This window comes from Azospirillum sp. FG154, from assembly GCF_057809575.1.
In genome coordinates, this window is the sequence record NZ_JBMDKF010000011.1 from 63841 (window position 1) to 79085 (window position 15245).

Here is a 15245-nt window from a genome sequence, read left to right on the forward strand (position 1 = left end):
GCATGACGGGCGTGTTCAGCAGCGACGGCAAGGGCGGCTTCGTCGGCCCGTTCGGCGTCGGCCCCTTTGGCGGCGGTCTGGACGTGCTGCGCGGGCGCGCCATGCCGTCGCTGTTCGAGGCGCTGGACAAGCAGTCCGAAGGCACGGTGGCGGTGGACCGGAACGCCCGCGTCATCTGGATCAACGCCAAATACGCCAAGATGCTGGGGATCGCCGACCCGGCCCTGGCGATTGGCCGCGAGGTGGAGGAGATCATCCCCAACTCGCAGATGCGGCAGGTCATCACCAGCGGCCAGCCGATCCTCTTGGATCTGATGCTGTTCGGCGCGCAACGGCTGGTGGTGTCACGCTTTCCACTGACCGACGACGGCGGCGCGGTGATCGGCGCCGTCGGCTTCGTCCTCTATGACAGTTTGCACCGGCTGAAACCGCTGTTGGCCGAACTGTCGCGCCTGGAGGCCGAGTTGGCGGCGACCAAGCGGCGCTTGGACGAGCGGCGGCAACCGCGCTACACCCTGCAAAGCTACGTCGGCGACAGCCCGGCCTGTCTGGAGGTCAAGCGCAAGGCCCGTCTGGCCGCCCGCACCGACGCGCCGATCCTGCTGATGGGCGAAACCGGCACCGGCAAGGAGCTGATCGCCCAGGCGATTCATGGGTTGTCGGCGCGCACCGGGCGGCCCTTCGTCGGCGTCAACGTCGCGGCGATTCCCGACACGCTGCTGGAGGCCGAGTTTTTCGGCGCGGTGGCCGGGGCCTACACCGGGGTGGACCGGCGCGGGCGCGAGGGGCGCTTCAAAACCGCCGACGGCGGCACGCTGTTTCTCGATGAAATCGGCGACATGCCTTTGGGCTTGCAGGCCAAGCTTCTGCGCGCCTTGCAGGAGCAGGAGATCGAGCCGCTGGGGTCGGATCGCCCGATCAAGGTCGATGTCCGGGTGATCGCCGCCACCAACGTCGATCTGGAACAGCGGATCATCGACGGGCAGTTCCGCGCCGACCTCTATTACCGGCTGAACGTGCTGCCGATCCGCCTGCCGTCGCTGTCGGAACTGGGCAGCGGGCTGGAGGCCATCGCCGAGTCGGTGTTGCAGGAGATCGCCGCCCGCACCGGCCTGCCCGGACGCGGCCTGACGCCGGACGCGGTCGAGGCGCTGAGCCGCCATCCCTGGCCCGGCAACGTCCGCGAATTGCGCAACGTGCTGGAGCGCGCCTGCCTGTTGACCGACAATCGGCGGCTGACGGTGGAGGATCTGGCCGAAGCCCTGCCGACGGTGCGCCGCGCGGCCAGCGCCGCGCTTCCAGTCCCGGCGGCGGCCCCAATTCCCGCCCCGCCGCCCGAACCCGCCGCGCCGCTGCCCGATTACGACACGGCGTTCGACGCGTTCGAGCGCGACCTGTTGCGGCGGGCGCTGGCGCTGAGCGGCGGCAAGGCGGAGGTCGCCGCCCGTCGCCTGGGCGTGTCGCGCGCCGCCTTTTACAAGAAGATGGCGCGTTTGGGGCTGCGGGCGAAGGGGTGAGGTGGCCCTACATATCCATACAATATCGAATTGAATGGATAATATTGGATTGATTGCGTCCGAATGACGCATTCAATCGCCTTGATGTCTGCATTCAATCGGCGTACAAACAGACCAGACAGCGACGACGGTTTTGCGGTGCGCGCGCCGTCGCGCCAGCCCTTTGGCCCGCCCTGCGGGCGAGGGGGCGCCTGTTCGCCGCGCCGTTCCTCTTTCGACCGAGGCTGTCATGCCGAACCAACCGCCCCCCTCCGGCGGCGTCGCCACCGCTTTGCCGTTTCAGGCCGGGCCGACCACAAGCGATCCGGGGCCGATGTATGTCTCGCGCCGCCGCATCCACCCGAAAGCGGTCAAGGGGCGGTATCGCCGCATCAAGACCTGGTTGGGCGTGGTTCTGCTCGCCCTGTTCGTCCTGCTGCCTTGGCTGCGTTGGGATCGCGGGCCGGGGGCGGCCGATCAGGCGGTTCTGTTCGATTTGGGCGAACAACGCTTCTACATCTTCGCTTTGGAGCTTTGGCCCCAGCACATCTATTACATGACCGGGGTGATGATCCTGGCGGCGATTGGGCTGTTTCTCGCCACCACGGTGGCCGGTCGGGTGTGGTGCGGCTTCACCTGCCCGCAAACGGTCTGGACCGATCTGTATGTCTGGATCGAAAAGCTGACGGAGGGCGACCGGGGCGAGCGCGTCCGGCTCGACCGCCAAGGCTGGACGGCGGACAAGATCGCCCGGAAGCTGGTCAAGCACACGGCGTGGATGCTGGTGGCGCTGGTCACGGGGGCGTCCGGGATCTTCTATCTGGCCGACGCGCCGACCTTGACGGCGGCGCTGTTCCGTTTCGAGGCCCCGGAACTGGCGGTGTGGTCGATCCTGTTCATCGCGGCCAGCACCTACGCCATGGCCGGTTTCATGCGCGAACAGATGTGCCTGTATGTCTGCCCCTGGCCGCGCATCCAGGCGGCGATGATCGACGACGACAGCCGCGTCGTCACCTATCAGGCGTGGCGCGGCGAAGGGCGCGCGCCGCTGCGCAAAAGCCAGACCGAGACGGAGCGCAAGGCGGAGGGGCTGGGTGATTGCATTGATTGCGGCGCCTGCGTCCATGTCTGCCCGACCGGCATCGACATCCGCGACGGCCTGCAAATGGACTGCATCGGCTGCGGCCTGTGCGTGGACGCCTGCAACGACGTGATGATCCGCGTCGGACGGCCCGGCGACCTCATCCTGTTCGACACCGAATCGGCGCAGGCGTCCAAGGCGGTTGGCGCGGCCCCGGCGGCGGCGCGCTTCGTCCGGCCCCGCACCATCGTCTACACGCTGGTCATGGTCGTGGTGGTCGGGTTGATGGTCATCAGCGTGTTGCTGAAGCCCAGCGCCGACATCGCCATCCTGCGCGACCGCGCGCCGCTGTTCGTCCAATTGACCGATGGCCGGGTGCAGAACGCCTACACCGTCAAGATCTCCAACATGACGCGGGAGACGCGGCGTTACCGGCTGACGCTGCAAGGCTTGAGCGGCGCGGCGCTGGCCAGCGCCGGGGACACCGGCGAGCGCGACAGCCTGACCCTGACCGCCCAGCCCAGCAGCGTCGCCACCTACCGGGTGTACGCCCGCGTTCCCGCCGCCGCCCTGTCCGCCGCCTCGCTGCCGGTGACGTTCGATCTGCGGGTCGATGACGACGGCGCCAGCGGCAAAAGCGCGGAGCCGCGCGGCGGCGCCCGGCACGACAGCGTCTTTCTCAGCCCGTAACCCTTCGCAGGTGGAGCGCCTCCCATGACCGACCAATCGCACGCCGATCATCCGCATCCGGGTCTGACGCCGATGAATTGCGGCCTGCGGGGGCGCTGTCCCCGTTGCGGGCAAGGGCGTCTGTTCGACGGCTATCTCACCCTGGCCCCGCGCTGCACGGCCTGCGGGCTGGATTTTTCCTTCGCCGATCCGGCGGACGGCCCGGCCTTTTTCGTGATGTCGATCGTCAGCTTTCCGGTGGTCGGATTCGCCGGTTGGCTGGAGGTGGCGATGGAGCCGCCCTTGTGGGTCCATCTTCTGACCTCGCTGCCGCTGTTGCTGATCGGTTGTCTGGGGTTGTTGCGGCCCCTGAAAGGATGGATTGTCTGCGCGCAATACATCCATAAGGCGGCGGAAGCCGAATTGATCGTCCCGCCGCCGGTCGCCGTCGCGGTCGAGACTTGCGCCGCGCCCGCCGCCTCGGTCAAATGACCGTCATGCAGGTGGAACACGACAAGACGGAACCGACCGACGCGGCGGGCTGGACGCCCCGGCTGGCGCGGGCGGAGACCAACGGCGGGGGCAGGTCCGGCAAGGACAAGCCGGTCTACCTCGCCATCGCCGACGCCATCGCCGATGATGTGCGCGAGGGCCGTTTGTCGCCCGGCCAAAGGCTGCCGCCGCAACGGGCCTTGGCGGCGCGGATCGGCCTGGATTTCACCACCGTCAGCCGCGCCTATGGCGAGGCCCGCCGCCGGGGGCTGGTGGACGCCCATGTCGGGCAGGGAACCTTCGTGCGGGCCGCGTCCCCGCCGCCGCTCCCGGTCGCCGCGCCCGTGATGGAGCGCGGAACGGAACGCGGAACGGAGCGGCCCTTCATCGACATGACGATGAATCAGCCGCCGATTCCCGACCGACCCGCCTTACTCGACCAGTTGCGGCGCGGCGCGGCGGACGCGGTGATGGGGTTGGAGCCGCAAACGCTGCTGCGCTACCCGGACAACGCGGGCACCGACGGCGGCGCGGCGGACAAGGCGGCGGCCCTGCGCTGGCTGGCCCCCCGTCTGCCGGGGGTGACGGCGGAACGCTTGACCCTGTGCCCCGGCACCCAAGGGGCGCTGCTGGCCCTGTTGACCCTGCTGGCCCGCCCCGGCGACGTGGTGTGCGCCGAGGCGCTGACCTACCCCGGTTTCAAGGCGGTGGCCCGCCAGCTTGGCTTGACCGTGATTGGCGCGCCGATGGATGGCGACGGGCTGGACCCTTTGGCGCTGCGCGCGCTGTTCGAGCGCTGCCGCCCGACTCTGCTCTATTGCATGCCGACTCTGCACAACCCGACCACGGCGACCATGCCGTTGGAACGCCGTCTCGCCCTGGTGGCGTTGGCGCGGGAGTTTGGCGTCAGCATCATCGAAGACGACATTTACGGCCCGTTGATCCCCGACGGCCCGCCGCCGCTGGCGGCGCTGGCCCCCGATCGGGTGTTCCATGTCCATGGGTTGGCGAAATGCCTGTCGCCCGCCCTGCGCGTCGCCTATGTCGTCGCGCCCGACGCCCGCCAGGCGCTGCGCGTCACCGGGGCGCTGCGTGCCACCACCCTGATGGCCTCGCCGATCACCAGCGCCATCGCCACCCGCTGGATCGCCGACGGAACGGCGGACCGGCTGCTCGCCGCCCTGCGCGAGGAGGCGGAGGCGCGGCAGGCGCTCGCCGCGAGCCTGCTGCCGCCGGAACGCTTCGCCGCCTGCCCGCAAGGCTTTCATTTGTGGCTGAAGTTGCCGCCAAGCTGGACGCGCGGGGAGTTCGCCACCCATCTGCGCACGCGCGGAATCGCCGCCGTGGTCAGCGACACCTTCGCGGCGGGCGATGCGGCGGGCGGGGATTGGACGCCCGAGGCGTTGCGGATTTGTCTGGGGGCGGCGGCGGATCGCGCCGAATGCCGCTGGGTGCTGTCGGTCATCGCCGACGCGCTGGAGCAAATCCCGGCGTTGGCCGGGGTGATTGTATAAAGGTTATCGTGTGAGGTTCCCCCCCCGCCGCGTTTGGCCTACGGTCTTCATACATGTTGCGGAACGGCAAGATCCTGTTTGGAAAGGAAAAGCCCTTCTCCCCCTGCGGGAGAAGGGTTGGGATGAGGGGTGCGGACGGCTGAAAGCCGTTGGAAATCTGAGTTTCCACCCCCTCACCCCAACCCGCGAACCCATCGGATGCCTTTGGCGTCCTCCGGGATTCGCCCCGCGAGGGGAGAGGGGCTTTCTCATTCAGTCACAAATACCTGTCACGATTGCTAAATGTGTGAGTGTGGTTGCCGCGTTTGGCAGGGGGGAACGATCCTCAAACCGGGCTTGTCAAACAGCGGGTCACTGCGCCGTCCAGCCGCCATCCATCGTCAGGGCCGCGCCGCGCATGTTGCCCGCCGCCTCGGAGCAGAGGAACACCGCCAGCTCGCCCAACTGTTCGGGGGTGACGAAGGATTTGGACGGCTGCTTCTCGCTCAGCAACTCGCGACCGGCCTCCTCCACCGACACGCCCTTGGACTCGGCCAGCGCGTCGATCTGCTTTTGCACCAGCGGGGTCAGCACCCAGCCGGGGCAGATGGCGTTGCAGTTGATGGCGCTTTCCGCCATTTCCAGCGCCGTCACCTTGGTCAGGCCGATGACGCCGTGCTTGGCCGCGACATAGGCCGCCTTGTTGACCGAGGCGACCAGGCCATGGACCGAGGCGATGTTGATGATCCGGCCCCAGCCGCGCGTCTTCATGCCGGGCAGGGCGGCGCGGGTGCCGTGGAACACCGCCGACAGGTTGATGGCGATCACCGCGTCCCACCGTTCCACCGGGAAGGACTCCACCGGGGAGACATGCTGAATCCCGGCGTTGTTGACCAGGATGTCGAGACGCCCGAATTCGGCCTCGGTCGCGGCGACCATCGCCTCGATCTGCTCCGGCTTGGACATGTCGGCGCCGTTGTGATCGACGCGGACGCCGAACTCGTCGGACAGCGAACCGCACAGATCGGCGATGTAGGTGGCGTCGCCGAAGCCGTTCAGCATCAGATCGGCGCCCTGCGCCGCCAGCTTGCGGGCGACGCCCAAGCCGATTCCGCTGGTCGATCCGGTGACGAGGGCGGCTTTGCCGTGCAATTGGGTCATGGTGCTCACCCTTCCAGGGGCATGGGACGAAGGTCCGGCGATAGAATCAGTTCGCAACCCGTGTTGGCAAGCACCTGTTCCACCGTGACGCCCGGCGCCGTCTCTTTCAGCACCAGCCCGGCGTTGGTCGGCTCGATCACGGCCAGATCGGTGACGATCAAATCGACCCGCCGCACCGAGGTCAGCGGCAGGGAGCAGCGCTTGACGATTTTGGATTCGCCCTTGGCGCTGTGCTGCATGGCGACGATCACCCGGCGCGCGCCGGTGACGAGATCCATGGCGCCGCCCATGCCCGGCACCATCTTGCCCGGCACCATCCAGTTGGCCAGATGGCCTTCCTCGTCCACCTGCAAGCCGCCGAGCACGGTGACGTCCAGATGCCCGCCACGGATCAGGCCGAAGGACAGGGCGCTGTCGAAGGACGCCGCGCCCGGCAGGGCGGAAATCGGCGAGCCGCCAGCGTCGGTCAGATCGTGATTGTCGGCCCCGGCCACTGGGCCGGACATGCCGACGATGCCGTTTTCCGATTGGAAGAACACGTTGCGCCCGGCGGGCACATAGCGGGCGACCAGCGTCGGCAGGCCGATGCCCAGGTTGCACAGGTCGCCGTCCATCAGCTCCAGCGCGACGCGCTTGGCGATCAGGGTTTTCTCGTCCATGACTTGCCGTCTCCCTGTCTTCAGCGTTTCGCGTTGGTGACGATGTGATCGACCAGAACCGACGGGGTCATCACCGCGTCGGGCGGGATGCAGCCGACCGGGACGATGTCCTCGGCCTCGGCGATCACGACAGCCCCGGCCAACGCCATGATCGGGTTGAAGTTCCGCGCGGTCAGCGCGTAGGTCAAATTGCCGTAGAGATCGGCCTGTTTGGCGGCGACCAGGGCGAAATCGGCCTTGATCGGCAATTCCAGCAAATAGGTTTTGCCGTCAATCTCCACCGTGCGCTTGCCCTCTTCCACCGAGGTGCCGACGCCGGTCGGCGTCAGCACGCCGCCCAGGCCGACGCCGCCGGAGCGGATGCGTTCGACCAGCGTGCCTTGCGGGACGAGTTCCACCTGGATGTCCCCGGCGATCATCTGTTTCTGGGTTTCCGGGTTCAGGCCGATGTGGCTGGTGACGACCTTGGCCACCAGCTTTTCCACCACCAGCTTGCCCAGCCCGACATTGGGCCGCGCGGTGTCGTTGGCGATGATGGTCAGATTGGATTTGCGCTGGCGGATCAACTCGTCCACCAGCCGGTTGGGACCGCCGACGGCCATGAAGCCGCCGATCAGCAGGGACGCGCCGTCGGGAATGCGGGCGACCGCGTCTTCCAGGGAAATCAGTTTGCTCATGGTCAGACGATCCCGGTCAGGTAATAGACGGCGATGACGACGAACACCGCCAGGGTCTTGATGCAGGTGATGGCGAAGATGTCGCCGTACGATTGCCGGTGGGTCAAGCCGGTAACGCCCAGCAGGGTGATGACGGCCCCATTGTGCGGCAACGTGTCCATGCCGCCGCTGGCCATGGCGGCGACGCGGTGCAGGACTTCCATCGGAATGCCGGTGGCGTTGGCGGCGGCGATGAACTGGTCGGCCATGGCGGCCAGCGCGATGCTCATCCCGCCCGACGCCGATCCGGTGATCCCGGCCAGCGTGGTGACGGTGATGGCTTCATTGACCAGCGGGTTGGGGATGGATTTCAGCGCGTCGGCGATGACCAGGAAGCCGGGCAGGGCGGCGATGACCGCGCCAAAGCCATATTCCGACGCCGTGTTCATCGAGGCGAGCAACGATCCGCCGATGGCGGCCTTGGTGCCCTCGGCGAAGCGCTGGGAAACCGGCTTCCAGGCGAAGGCCAGCACGATCAGGATGCCCGACAGCAACGCGCCTTCCACCGCCCAGATGCCCGCGACCGATCCGACCGCCGTGACCAGCGGCTTGGCGCCCGGCGTCAGGGCCACCGAATGGCTCGTTCCATAAAGGCCGGGGATGGCCAGCGTGAAGATCTTGTTCAACACGCCGACCATGACCAGCGGCGACAGCGCGATCAGGGGATTGGGCAGGTTTTCGGCGGCGACGGCCTCCGGCTCGTTGGTGTGGCCCTCGCCATAACCTTCACCCTTGGCGGCGGCGGAGCGGACGCGCCATTCCAGATAAACAATGCCGACGATCAGGATGAAGATCGCGCCGATGGCGCCGAGCCAGGGAGCGGCGTAGGCGTCGGTCTTGAAGAAGGTGGTCGGGATGATGTTCTGGATCTGCGGGGTGCCGGGCAGGCTGTCCATCGTCACGGTGAAGGCGCCCAGCGCGATCACGCCGGGGATCAGGCGCTTGGGGATGTCGCTCTGGCGGAACATCTCGGCGGCGAAGGGGTAGACGGCGAAGACGACGACGAACAACGACACGCCGCCATAGGTCAGCAGCAGGCAGACCAGGACGATGGAGATCACCGCCCGCTCACGCCCGATCAGCGTGATGACCGCCGACACGATGGATTTGGAGAAGCCCGACAGCTCGATCACCTTGCCGAACACCGCGCCCAGCAGGAAGACCGGGAAATACAGCTTCACGAAGCCGACCATCTTGTCCATGAACAGGCCGGTGAAGACCGGCGGCACGGCGGACGGGTCGGTCAGCAGAACCGCGCCCAGCGCCGCGATCGGCGCGAAAAGGATGACGCTGAAGCCGCGATACGCGACCAGCATCAGGAACGCGAGCGCTCCCAAGCAGATCAAAAAACTCATTTGGCCGTTTCTCCCACGGATTTTGTTGTCGGTGTCGGGGCGGTGTTTGGTCGGCTTTAGCGAATCAACAAACGGCGCAGCCGTTCGACGCCGACCTCGTAGAGGTCGCGGACGAACTGTTCGGTTTTGCTTTCGCTGAGCGTGGTGGCCTGGAAATTGGCGGTCCAGGTCAGCACGGCGTTGCCGTCGCCGGTCGGGTGAACGCGGATCTGCGCCAGCAGGTCGGCCACCGGGTAGGGGCTGTCGAGAATGGTGTAGCTGTAGGCGTCGTCGATCTGGCTGACATGGTCGAGTCGCTGCGTCAGCCGGCTTCCGTCGGTCAACAACAGGCGCCGGTGGGCGCCTTTGTCATGTCCATCCACCGTCAGAGCCACCGCGCCGGGGTACCAGTCGCACAAACGGCCATCCCACCGCACCAGCGGCCACAGGCGGTGGGCCGGGTCGGGCAGCAGAATGTTGGTGGTGACGAACGGCATGGGCGGCGTCTTCGGCGGCGGGGGCGCCCCGGCGGGGCATGCCGCTGTTCATCGCAAGGGTCGTGCCAGCCCCGTCCAGCGATTTGATTCTACATATGATATTGATATCAATGATTTTTCCGCATCTGCGCTTTTCAGGAAAATCTCTTAATCAAGATTAATGACGGATTTTCCGTCTCTGTTTCGATATTAGTCTCTTAAAAGAGATTTGCGGATTCGCGGAAGCCGACGCGGTTCTGACGGGAAAACACCTGGATTAATCCCCGGGCAACGCCTATTTTTAACGTCAGAGCGGGTTGCGCCCGCCAAAGCGTCAGCGCTGGGCGTCGTGTCCGCCGGTTTCATCGCGATGAAACCGAGAAACTGTTGCACCTGTGTCATGGTTGCTGTTAAAGGGCGGCATGATATCGGTTGCTTCCAGCGCCGTCGTTGCCGTTCGGGGGGTGGGCTTCCGCTCGGCGCATCCAAGGAGATGGTCATAGCAAAGCTTTACGATCAGGATCCCGTTCGCGAAGGCCCGCGCCTGAATCGCGAGATCACGGCACGTCAGGTGCGCCTCATCAACGCGGAAGGCGAGATGGTGGGCATTGTCCCGCTTCATCAGGCTTTCACGGTGGCCGCCGACGCCGATCTCGACCTTGTCGAGATCGTCCCGAACGCTGATCCGCCCGTCTGCAAGGTGCTCGATTATGGCAAATTCCGCTTTGAAGAGCAGAAGAAAGCCAACGAGGCCCGTAAGAAGCAGAAGATCGTCGAGATCAAGGAGCTGAAGCTCCGTCCGAACATCGACGACAACGACTACGACGTGAAGATGCGCGCGGCGCGCCGCTTCCTGGAGGAAGGCGACAAGGTCAAGATGACCATGCGCTTCCGGGGCCGTGAAATGGCTCACCAGGACATCGGCATGAACGTGTTGATGCGCGTCCGCGACGAGTTGGAAGCGGCGGCCAAGGTCGAACAGATGCCCCGTCTCGAAGGGCGTCAGATGATTATGGTGCTCGCGCCGCGCTGACCTCAGCCTGGCGCGGACCCGGTCGTGACCGGCGTTGCGCAAAGAAAAAGGCCCATCCCCGTCCGGGGGTGGGCCTTTTCGTTTGAAGGTCGCCACGGCGCGGCCACTGTGTCGCAACCCGGCGTTGACAATTCGCAATGGCGGCGGCCCGAGGGCCTTATAGGCTTTCAACGTGGGCGCCGATGGGCCGGTCAGGCCGTCGCGGCGCGCGTTCCAGGGAGAGCCATCATGAATTTCGACATGCAGACCTACATCGCCCTGGTTGGGGCGGCGAGCGTCATCGTCGTCACCATCGGCGTCTTTGTGTTTTTGCTGACCCGTGGCGGGAAATAAGGCTTCGCCGCGTTTACTTGGTCAGAATCAGTTTGTTGGCCCGCGTCACGCGCAGGCGGTAGCTCTGCCCGGCGTGCTGGATGACGATTTCCCGCCCGCCCGCCATCAGGCCAGCGGATTCCACCACCGGCAGCGACAAGGCAGGACCGGCGGACGGGACGGCGACAGCGTTTTGCAGCATGGGAGCGCTCTCTGTTGGGTGGATAGGGTTGGGTGGACGCGGTGTGTGGGGAGCAGCCTACGAAAGAGCGCACGCGATTGCAAGTCATTCGCAATTGATGCGCGGCAATTGGCCTGCGGCGTCCGCGATCATGGACGCTGCCGGGGACGATCCCCTATCATCCCGCCGCATCATCACAACCCAAACGAGGCGGCGGCGCGATCATGACTTCGGGCAAGCGATACGCTTCGTCCACCGACGTGGCCCGGTTGGCCGGGGTGTCGCAGTCGGCTGTGTCGCGCAGCTTCACACCGGGGGCCAGCGTGTCGGCGGAGACCCGGCGCAAGGTGATGGCGGCGGCGGACGCCCTTGGCTTCCGGCCCAGCATCATTCCCCAGATCATGCTGACCAACCGCTCGGGTCTGGTCGCGGTCATCGTCGGCGGTTTGCGCAACGCCTTTTACGGGGCGGTGCTGGAGCGCTTCGCCACCCGCCTGCGCGACGCCGGGCATCAGGTGCTGCTGGTGCCGGTGGAAAGCGACTATTCGCTCGACACCGTGCTGGAGGAGTTGCGCAGCTACCGCGTGGACGCCATCGTCAGCGGCTTGGCGGTCCTGTCGCAGGAGGTGGCCGACGCGCTGTCGGCCTTCCGCATTCCCATCGTGTCCTGCAACACCAGCGTCACCAGCGATTGGGTGGCCTCGGTCGATTCCGACAACCGGGGGGCCGGGCGGGTCGCCGCCGAATGGCTGCGGCGCTGCGGCGGGACGCGCTTCGCCTTTCTCGCCGGGCCGGAGGAAAGCCCGGCCAGCCGCGACCGGCTCGACGGTTTTCGCGCCGGTCTGGCGGCGCTGGGGCTGGGCGAGCCGCGCGTGGTGATCGGCGACTACAGCTATGAGGGCGGGCGGGCGGCGGCGGCGCGGCTGTTCGCCGAGGCCCCAGCCGACGCGATTTTCTGCGCCAATGATCTGGTGGCGTTGGGGGCGATGGACGCGATCCGCAAGCGTCTGGGCTTGCGGGTTCCCGAAGACGTGATGGTCGTTGGCTATGACGACATCCCATCCGCCGCCTGGGACTCCTACAATTTGACCACCTTTGACCAGGATCCCGAGGGGCTGGTCGTCCAGGCGCTCGATCTTGTGCGGGAGATGGGCGAGAACGGCCCGGCGCGCGGGCGGGTCCGCGTGGTCGAGGCCCGCTTCATCCCGCGCGGCTCCACCCGCAACCCGGCCTCCTGATCGCGAAGCCTGTGCCGCGCCGTCGCGCATCCGGCGCAAGGCTGTTCTGCGCATTGCATAGCTATGCAACGACCCTGAGTTCGGGTTTCATGGTGTTACGCTGCGCCGCAGCATGGTTTGTTCCGTGCGACGCGCTTTCCCGCTCGTCCCATTCGCAAACCGACGTCAGGAGCTTGCCGCATGGTCCCGCTTCCCATCTTGGCCCTTGCCGCCGCGTCTTTCGGCATCGGCACCACGGAATTCGTCATCATGGGGCTGTTGCCCGATGTGGCGCGCAGTTTGGGCGTCACCGTGCCGCAGGCTGGCTATCTGGTGTCGGGCTACGCCATGGGCGTGGTGGTCGGCGCGCCCTTGATGGCGATGGCGACGGCGCGGCTGCCGCGCAAGACGGCGCTGATGGCGTTGATGGCGATCTTCCTGATTGGCAACATCGGTTGCGCGCTGGCCCCCAGCTATTGGCTGCTGATGGCGGCGCGGGTTCTGACCGCCTTCGCCCATGGCGCGTTTTTTGGAATCAGCGCCGTGGTCGCCAGCGATCTGGTGCCGCGCCACCAGCGCACGCAGGCGGTGTCCCTGGTCTTCGCCGGGCTGACCATCGCCAACATTCTGGGCGTGCCGTTGGGAACCGCGCTGGGGCAGGTGACGGGCTGGCGCTCCACCTTCGTGGCGGTGGTGGCCATCGGCGTGGTCGCCGGGTTGGCCATGATCCGCTTCCTGCCGTCGGGCTTGGCGGGATCGGCGGGCGGCTTGACGGCGGAATTCCGCGCGCTGCGTCGCTGGCCGGTGCTGTTGCCGATGCTCATCAGCGTGGTCTCGTCGATCAGCCTGTTCGGCACCTTCACCTACATCGCCCCGCTGCTGGAGCATGTCAGCGGCATGACCCCGCAAGCGGTGACGGGCGCGCTGTTCGTTTTCGGCATTGGCATCACGCTGGGCAATTTCGCCGGTGGCCGTCTGGCCGACAAAAGCGCGCTGGCGACCATCGCCGGAGCCTTCCTTGCCGTGACCGTGGTGATGGTGGCCTTCGCCTTCACCAGCGCGGCCCCGCTTCCGGCGGTTCTGACGGTGGGCGTCTGGGGGTTCGTGTCCTTCGCCGTCGGCGCGCCGCTTCAGCTTTGGGTGGTCGACGCGGCGACCGAGGCGCCGAATCTCGCCTCCACCCTCAACCAAGGGGCGTTCAACCTGGGCAACGCCCTGGGGGCTTGGATTGGCGGGGTCGCGATCAGCGCCGGGGTTGGCTACGCCGAACTGCCCTGGATCAGCGCGGCCATCGCCGTGGTGGCCTTGGGTCTGACGCTCAGCGCGCGGGGCGCCGCCGGGCGGAACCCCGTCCAAACCGACGACGATCTGGTTTGCGACACCCCGACCTGAGCGGCTCCGCTCAACCGGCGCGTCGCATCCCCTGTTCAGCGATGAAATCAAGAAAGCGCGGGTCGGCGGCGTAGGCGATGTTGATCCGCATCGCCAAACCGCCGCCGCCATCGCTCACCCGCTCCGGGAAAAACACCGAACCGGGAGCGAGGAAAATCCCCCGGTCGGCGGCGGCGCGAACCAGGGCGGCCTCCTCCAACCCCTCAGGCAATTGGCCCCAAATGTAGAATCCGCCGGTCGGCGCTGCCGGAACGGCGACGCCGACCCGTTCCAACGCCGCCAACGCCTCGGCGCTCGCCGTTTCGATCCGCGTCTTCAGGCGGCGCACATGGCGCAAATATTGTCCCCCGGCGATCAAGGCGTGGACCAGCCGTTCGACGTAATCGGACGTGCTGACGATGGTCAGCATTTTCAAATCGCACAGGCTGCGGGCCAGCGCGGGCGCGGCGGCGAGGTAGCCGACGCGCAGGCTGGCCGACAGGGTTTTGGAAAACGTCCCGACATAGATCACCCGCTCCAACTGGTCCAAGGCGGCCAGACGGGGCGCGCTGGCGGGCAGGACGTCGGCGAAGGGATCATCCTCGACGATGGTCACGCCATGCTGGGCGGCGATCTGCAACAGCTTGTGCGCCACGGCGATGCTGGTTGAGCCGCCGGTCGGGTTGTGGGCCAGGGATTGGGTGAAGAAGAGTTTGGGTTTCAGCGCGGCGATCTTGGCGGCGAACTCCTCCAGATCAGGGCCGTCCGCCCGCCGCCGCACCCCGGCGACCGTCACCTTGGCCAACGTCAGCTTGCCGAACAGCGGGTAATAGCCGGGGCTGTCCACCAGCGCGCGATCGCCCGGCTCCAGCAGATGGCGGCAAATCAGGTCCAGCGCGTGGTTGGCTCCCTGGGTCAGCAAAATCCGGTCGGGCGGGGCGATGATGGAGCGTTCGGCCAAGGTCAAGGCGATCCGCTCGCGCAAGGGGCCGTAGCCCCACGGGCTGCCATAACCATGGTCAAGCTCGCCGCCGCTTGGCCGCATCAGGCGGGCGTGGCTGCCGACCTCCAACCGCTCCATCCAGCTTGGCGGCGGGCGTCCGTCGCCGACGCGGACGCTGTAATGCCGCTCCAACTGCTCGCGCAGCAGCGAAACATGATCGACCGCGTCGGCCAGATGCGGCGGGCGCGGCTCCTGCCGGGGTTTGGCGGCGCGGGCGACGGTGTAGCCGGACCCTTGTTTGGCCTCCACCCGTCCCATGGCGACCAGCCGATCATAGGCGTCGGCCATGGTGTTCTTCGACACGCCATGCTCGCGCGCGCCTTCCCGAACGGAGCGCAGGCGGTCGCCGGTTTTCAACAGGCCCCGGTCGATCTGGTCGTTGATCTGATCGACGATGTCGCCGACGCGGCTCATGCCGATTGTCCTCACGCTGTCCCATCGCAAACACTGGGACAGTCTGGGGAAGAAACCGGCCAACTGTCCCTTGTGCCGTCCCTTCGTATCACGGACCATCGCGCCAACAAACAAACCTCATCATCCGCCGCCGCGAT

At 66.7% G+C, this 15245-nt stretch carries 14 protein-coding genes; 7 read left to right on the forward strand and 7 right to left on the reverse strand.

Features of this window, described 5'->3' with window-relative positions:
* The first annotated feature begins 2 nt into the window (after positions 1 to 2).
* From ACODS4_RS14545 to ACODS4_RS14560, 4 genes are all read left to right on the forward strand, one after another.
* Entirely contained in the window at positions 3 to 1517 is a 1515-nt protein-coding gene (locus tag ACODS4_RS14545; RefSeq protein WP_488864803.1) for a sigma-54 interaction domain-containing protein, read from the forward strand.
* A 229-nt stretch (positions 1518 to 1746) separates the two neighbouring features.
* Positions 1747 to 3267, forward strand: coding sequence for a cytochrome c oxidase accessory protein CcoG (gene ccoG, locus ACODS4_RS14550; protein ID WP_488864805.1), 1521 nt, complete (start codon positions 1747 to 1749; stop codon positions 3265 to 3267).
* Positions 3268 to 3291: 24 nt separating this feature from the next.
* The gene (locus ACODS4_RS14555) at positions 3292 to 3738 is read left to right on the forward strand and encodes a DUF983 domain-containing protein (RefSeq protein WP_488864807.1); all 447 of its coding nucleotides are present in this window, start codon (positions 3292 to 3294) and stop codon (positions 3736 to 3738) included.
* A 5-nt stretch (positions 3739 to 3743) separates the two neighbouring features.
* Positions 3744 to 5252: an aminotransferase-like domain-containing protein gene (locus ACODS4_RS14560; protein WP_488864809.1), complete on the forward strand. Its 1509-nt coding sequence runs from the start codon at positions 3744 to 3746 to the stop codon at positions 5250 to 5252.
* 351 nt (positions 5253 to 5603) lie between these two features.
* On the opposite strand, the gene ACODS4_RS14565 is transcribed toward ACODS4_RS14560, so the two are convergent.
* Genes ACODS4_RS14565 through ACODS4_RS14585 form a run of 5 tightly spaced genes read right to left on the reverse strand, consistent with a single transcriptional unit; the run spans position 5604 to position 9598 of the window.
* A complete protein-coding gene (locus tag ACODS4_RS14565; protein WP_488864811.1) occupies positions 5604 to 6392 on the reverse strand; it encodes a 3-hydroxybutyrate dehydrogenase in 789 nt (262 codons plus the stop codon).
* A gap of 5 nt (positions 6393 to 6397) precedes the next feature.
* Positions 6398 to 7051, reverse strand: coding sequence for a 3-oxoacid CoA-transferase subunit B (locus tag ACODS4_RS14570; RefSeq protein WP_488864813.1), 654 nt, complete (start codon positions 7049 to 7051; stop codon positions 6398 to 6400).
* Between the two features lie 20 nt (positions 7052 to 7071).
* On the reverse strand, positions 7072 to 7728 hold the full coding sequence (locus ACODS4_RS14575; protein WP_488864815.1) for a CoA transferase subunit A: 657 nt from the start codon (positions 7726 to 7728) through the stop codon (positions 7072 to 7074).
* A gap of 2 nt (positions 7729 to 7730) precedes the next feature.
* Positions 7731 to 9122, reverse strand: a complete 1392-nt coding sequence (locus tag ACODS4_RS14580) for a GntP family permease (protein WP_488864817.1) — start codon at positions 9120 to 9122, stop codon at positions 7731 to 7733.
* 56 nt (positions 9123 to 9178) lie between these two features.
* Entirely contained in the window at positions 9179 to 9598 is a 420-nt protein-coding gene (locus ACODS4_RS14585) for an SRPBCC family protein (protein WP_488864819.1), read from the reverse strand.
* Positions 9599 to 10070: 472 nt separating this feature from the next.
* Here ACODS4_RS14585 and infC point away from each other — a divergent pair, with 472 nt between their 5' ends.
* Positions 10071 to 10610, forward strand: a complete 540-nt coding sequence (gene infC / locus ACODS4_RS14590) for a translation initiation factor IF-3 (RefSeq protein WP_488864992.1) — start codon at positions 10071 to 10073, stop codon at positions 10608 to 10610.
* Positions 10611 to 10956: 346 nt separating this feature from the next.
* Here infC and hemP read toward each other — a convergent pair whose 3' ends face one another.
* Positions 10957 to 11124 carry a hemin uptake protein HemP gene (hemP, locus tag ACODS4_RS14595; RefSeq protein ID WP_119832833.1) on the reverse strand — a complete coding sequence of 56 codons (168 nt, stop codon included), beginning with the start codon at positions 11122 to 11124 and terminating at the stop codon, positions 10957 to 10959.
* Positions 11125 to 11327: 203 nt separating this feature from the next.
* On the opposite strand from hemP, the gene ACODS4_RS14600 reads away from it, so the two are divergent.
* Positions 11328 to 12341 (forward strand): LacI family DNA-binding transcriptional regulator, encoded by a 1014-nt coding sequence (locus ACODS4_RS14600; RefSeq protein ID WP_488864821.1) that lies wholly within the window; start codon positions 11328 to 11330, stop codon positions 12339 to 12341.
* A gap of 180 nt (positions 12342 to 12521) precedes the next feature.
* Positions 12522 to 13712 carry an MFS transporter gene (locus ACODS4_RS14605; protein ID WP_488864823.1) on the forward strand — a complete coding sequence of 397 codons (1191 nt, stop codon included), beginning with the start codon at positions 12522 to 12524 and terminating at the stop codon, positions 13710 to 13712.
* 10 nt (positions 13713 to 13722) lie between these two features.
* Here ACODS4_RS14605 and ACODS4_RS14610 read toward each other — a convergent pair whose 3' ends face one another.
* Positions 13723 to 15108 carry an aminotransferase-like domain-containing protein gene (locus ACODS4_RS14610; protein WP_488864825.1) on the reverse strand — a complete coding sequence of 462 codons (1386 nt, stop codon included), beginning with the start codon at positions 15106 to 15108 and terminating at the stop codon, positions 13723 to 13725.
* Between the last annotated feature and the right edge of the window lie 137 nt (positions 15109 to 15245).

Coding starts and splice junctions, on each gene's coding strand:
- ACODS4_RS14545 (WP_488864803.1), top strand. CDS start 3: ATGACGGGCGTGTTCAGCAGCGACGGCAAGGGCGGCTTCGTCGGCCCG.
- ccoG (WP_488864805.1), top strand. CDS start 1,747: ATGCCGAACCAACCGCCCCCCTCCGGCGGCGTCGCCACCGCTTTGCCG.
- ACODS4_RS14555 (WP_488864807.1), top strand. CDS start 3,292: ATGACCGACCAATCGCACGCCGATCATCCGCATCCGGGTCTGACGCCG.
- ACODS4_RS14560 (WP_488864809.1), top strand. CDS start 3,744: ATGCAGGTGGAACACGACAAGACGGAACCGACCGACGCGGCGGGCTGG.
- ACODS4_RS14565 (WP_488864811.1), bottom strand. CDS start 6,392: ATGACCCAATTGCACGGCAAAGCCGCCCTCGTCACCGGATCGACCAGC.
- ACODS4_RS14570 (WP_488864813.1), bottom strand. CDS start 7,051: ATGGACGAGAAAACCCTGATCGCCAAGCGCGTCGCGCTGGAGCTGATG.
- ACODS4_RS14575 (WP_488864815.1), bottom strand. CDS start 7,728: ATGAGCAAACTGATTTCCCTGGAAGACGCGGTCGCCCGCATTCCCGAC.
- ACODS4_RS14580 (WP_488864817.1), bottom strand. CDS start 9,122: ATGAGTTTTTTGATCTGCTTGGGAGCGCTCGCGTTCCTGATGCTGGTC.
- ACODS4_RS14585 (WP_488864819.1), bottom strand. CDS start 9,598: ATGCCGTTCGTCACCACCAACATTCTGCTGCCCGACCCGGCCCACCGC.
- infC (WP_488864992.1), top strand. CDS start 10,071: ATGGTCATAGCAAAGCTTTACGATCAGGATCCCGTTCGCGAAGGCCCG.
- hemP (WP_119832833.1), bottom strand. CDS start 11,124: ATGCTGCAAAACGCTGTCGCCGTCCCGTCCGCCGGTCCTGCCTTGTCG.
- ACODS4_RS14600 (WP_488864821.1), top strand. CDS start 11,328: ATGACTTCGGGCAAGCGATACGCTTCGTCCACCGACGTGGCCCGGTTG.
- ACODS4_RS14605 (WP_488864823.1), top strand. CDS start 12,522: ATGGTCCCGCTTCCCATCTTGGCCCTTGCCGCCGCGTCTTTCGGCATC.
- ACODS4_RS14610 (WP_488864825.1), bottom strand. CDS start 15,108: ATGAGCCGCGTCGGCGACATCGTCGATCAGATCAACGACCAGATCGAC.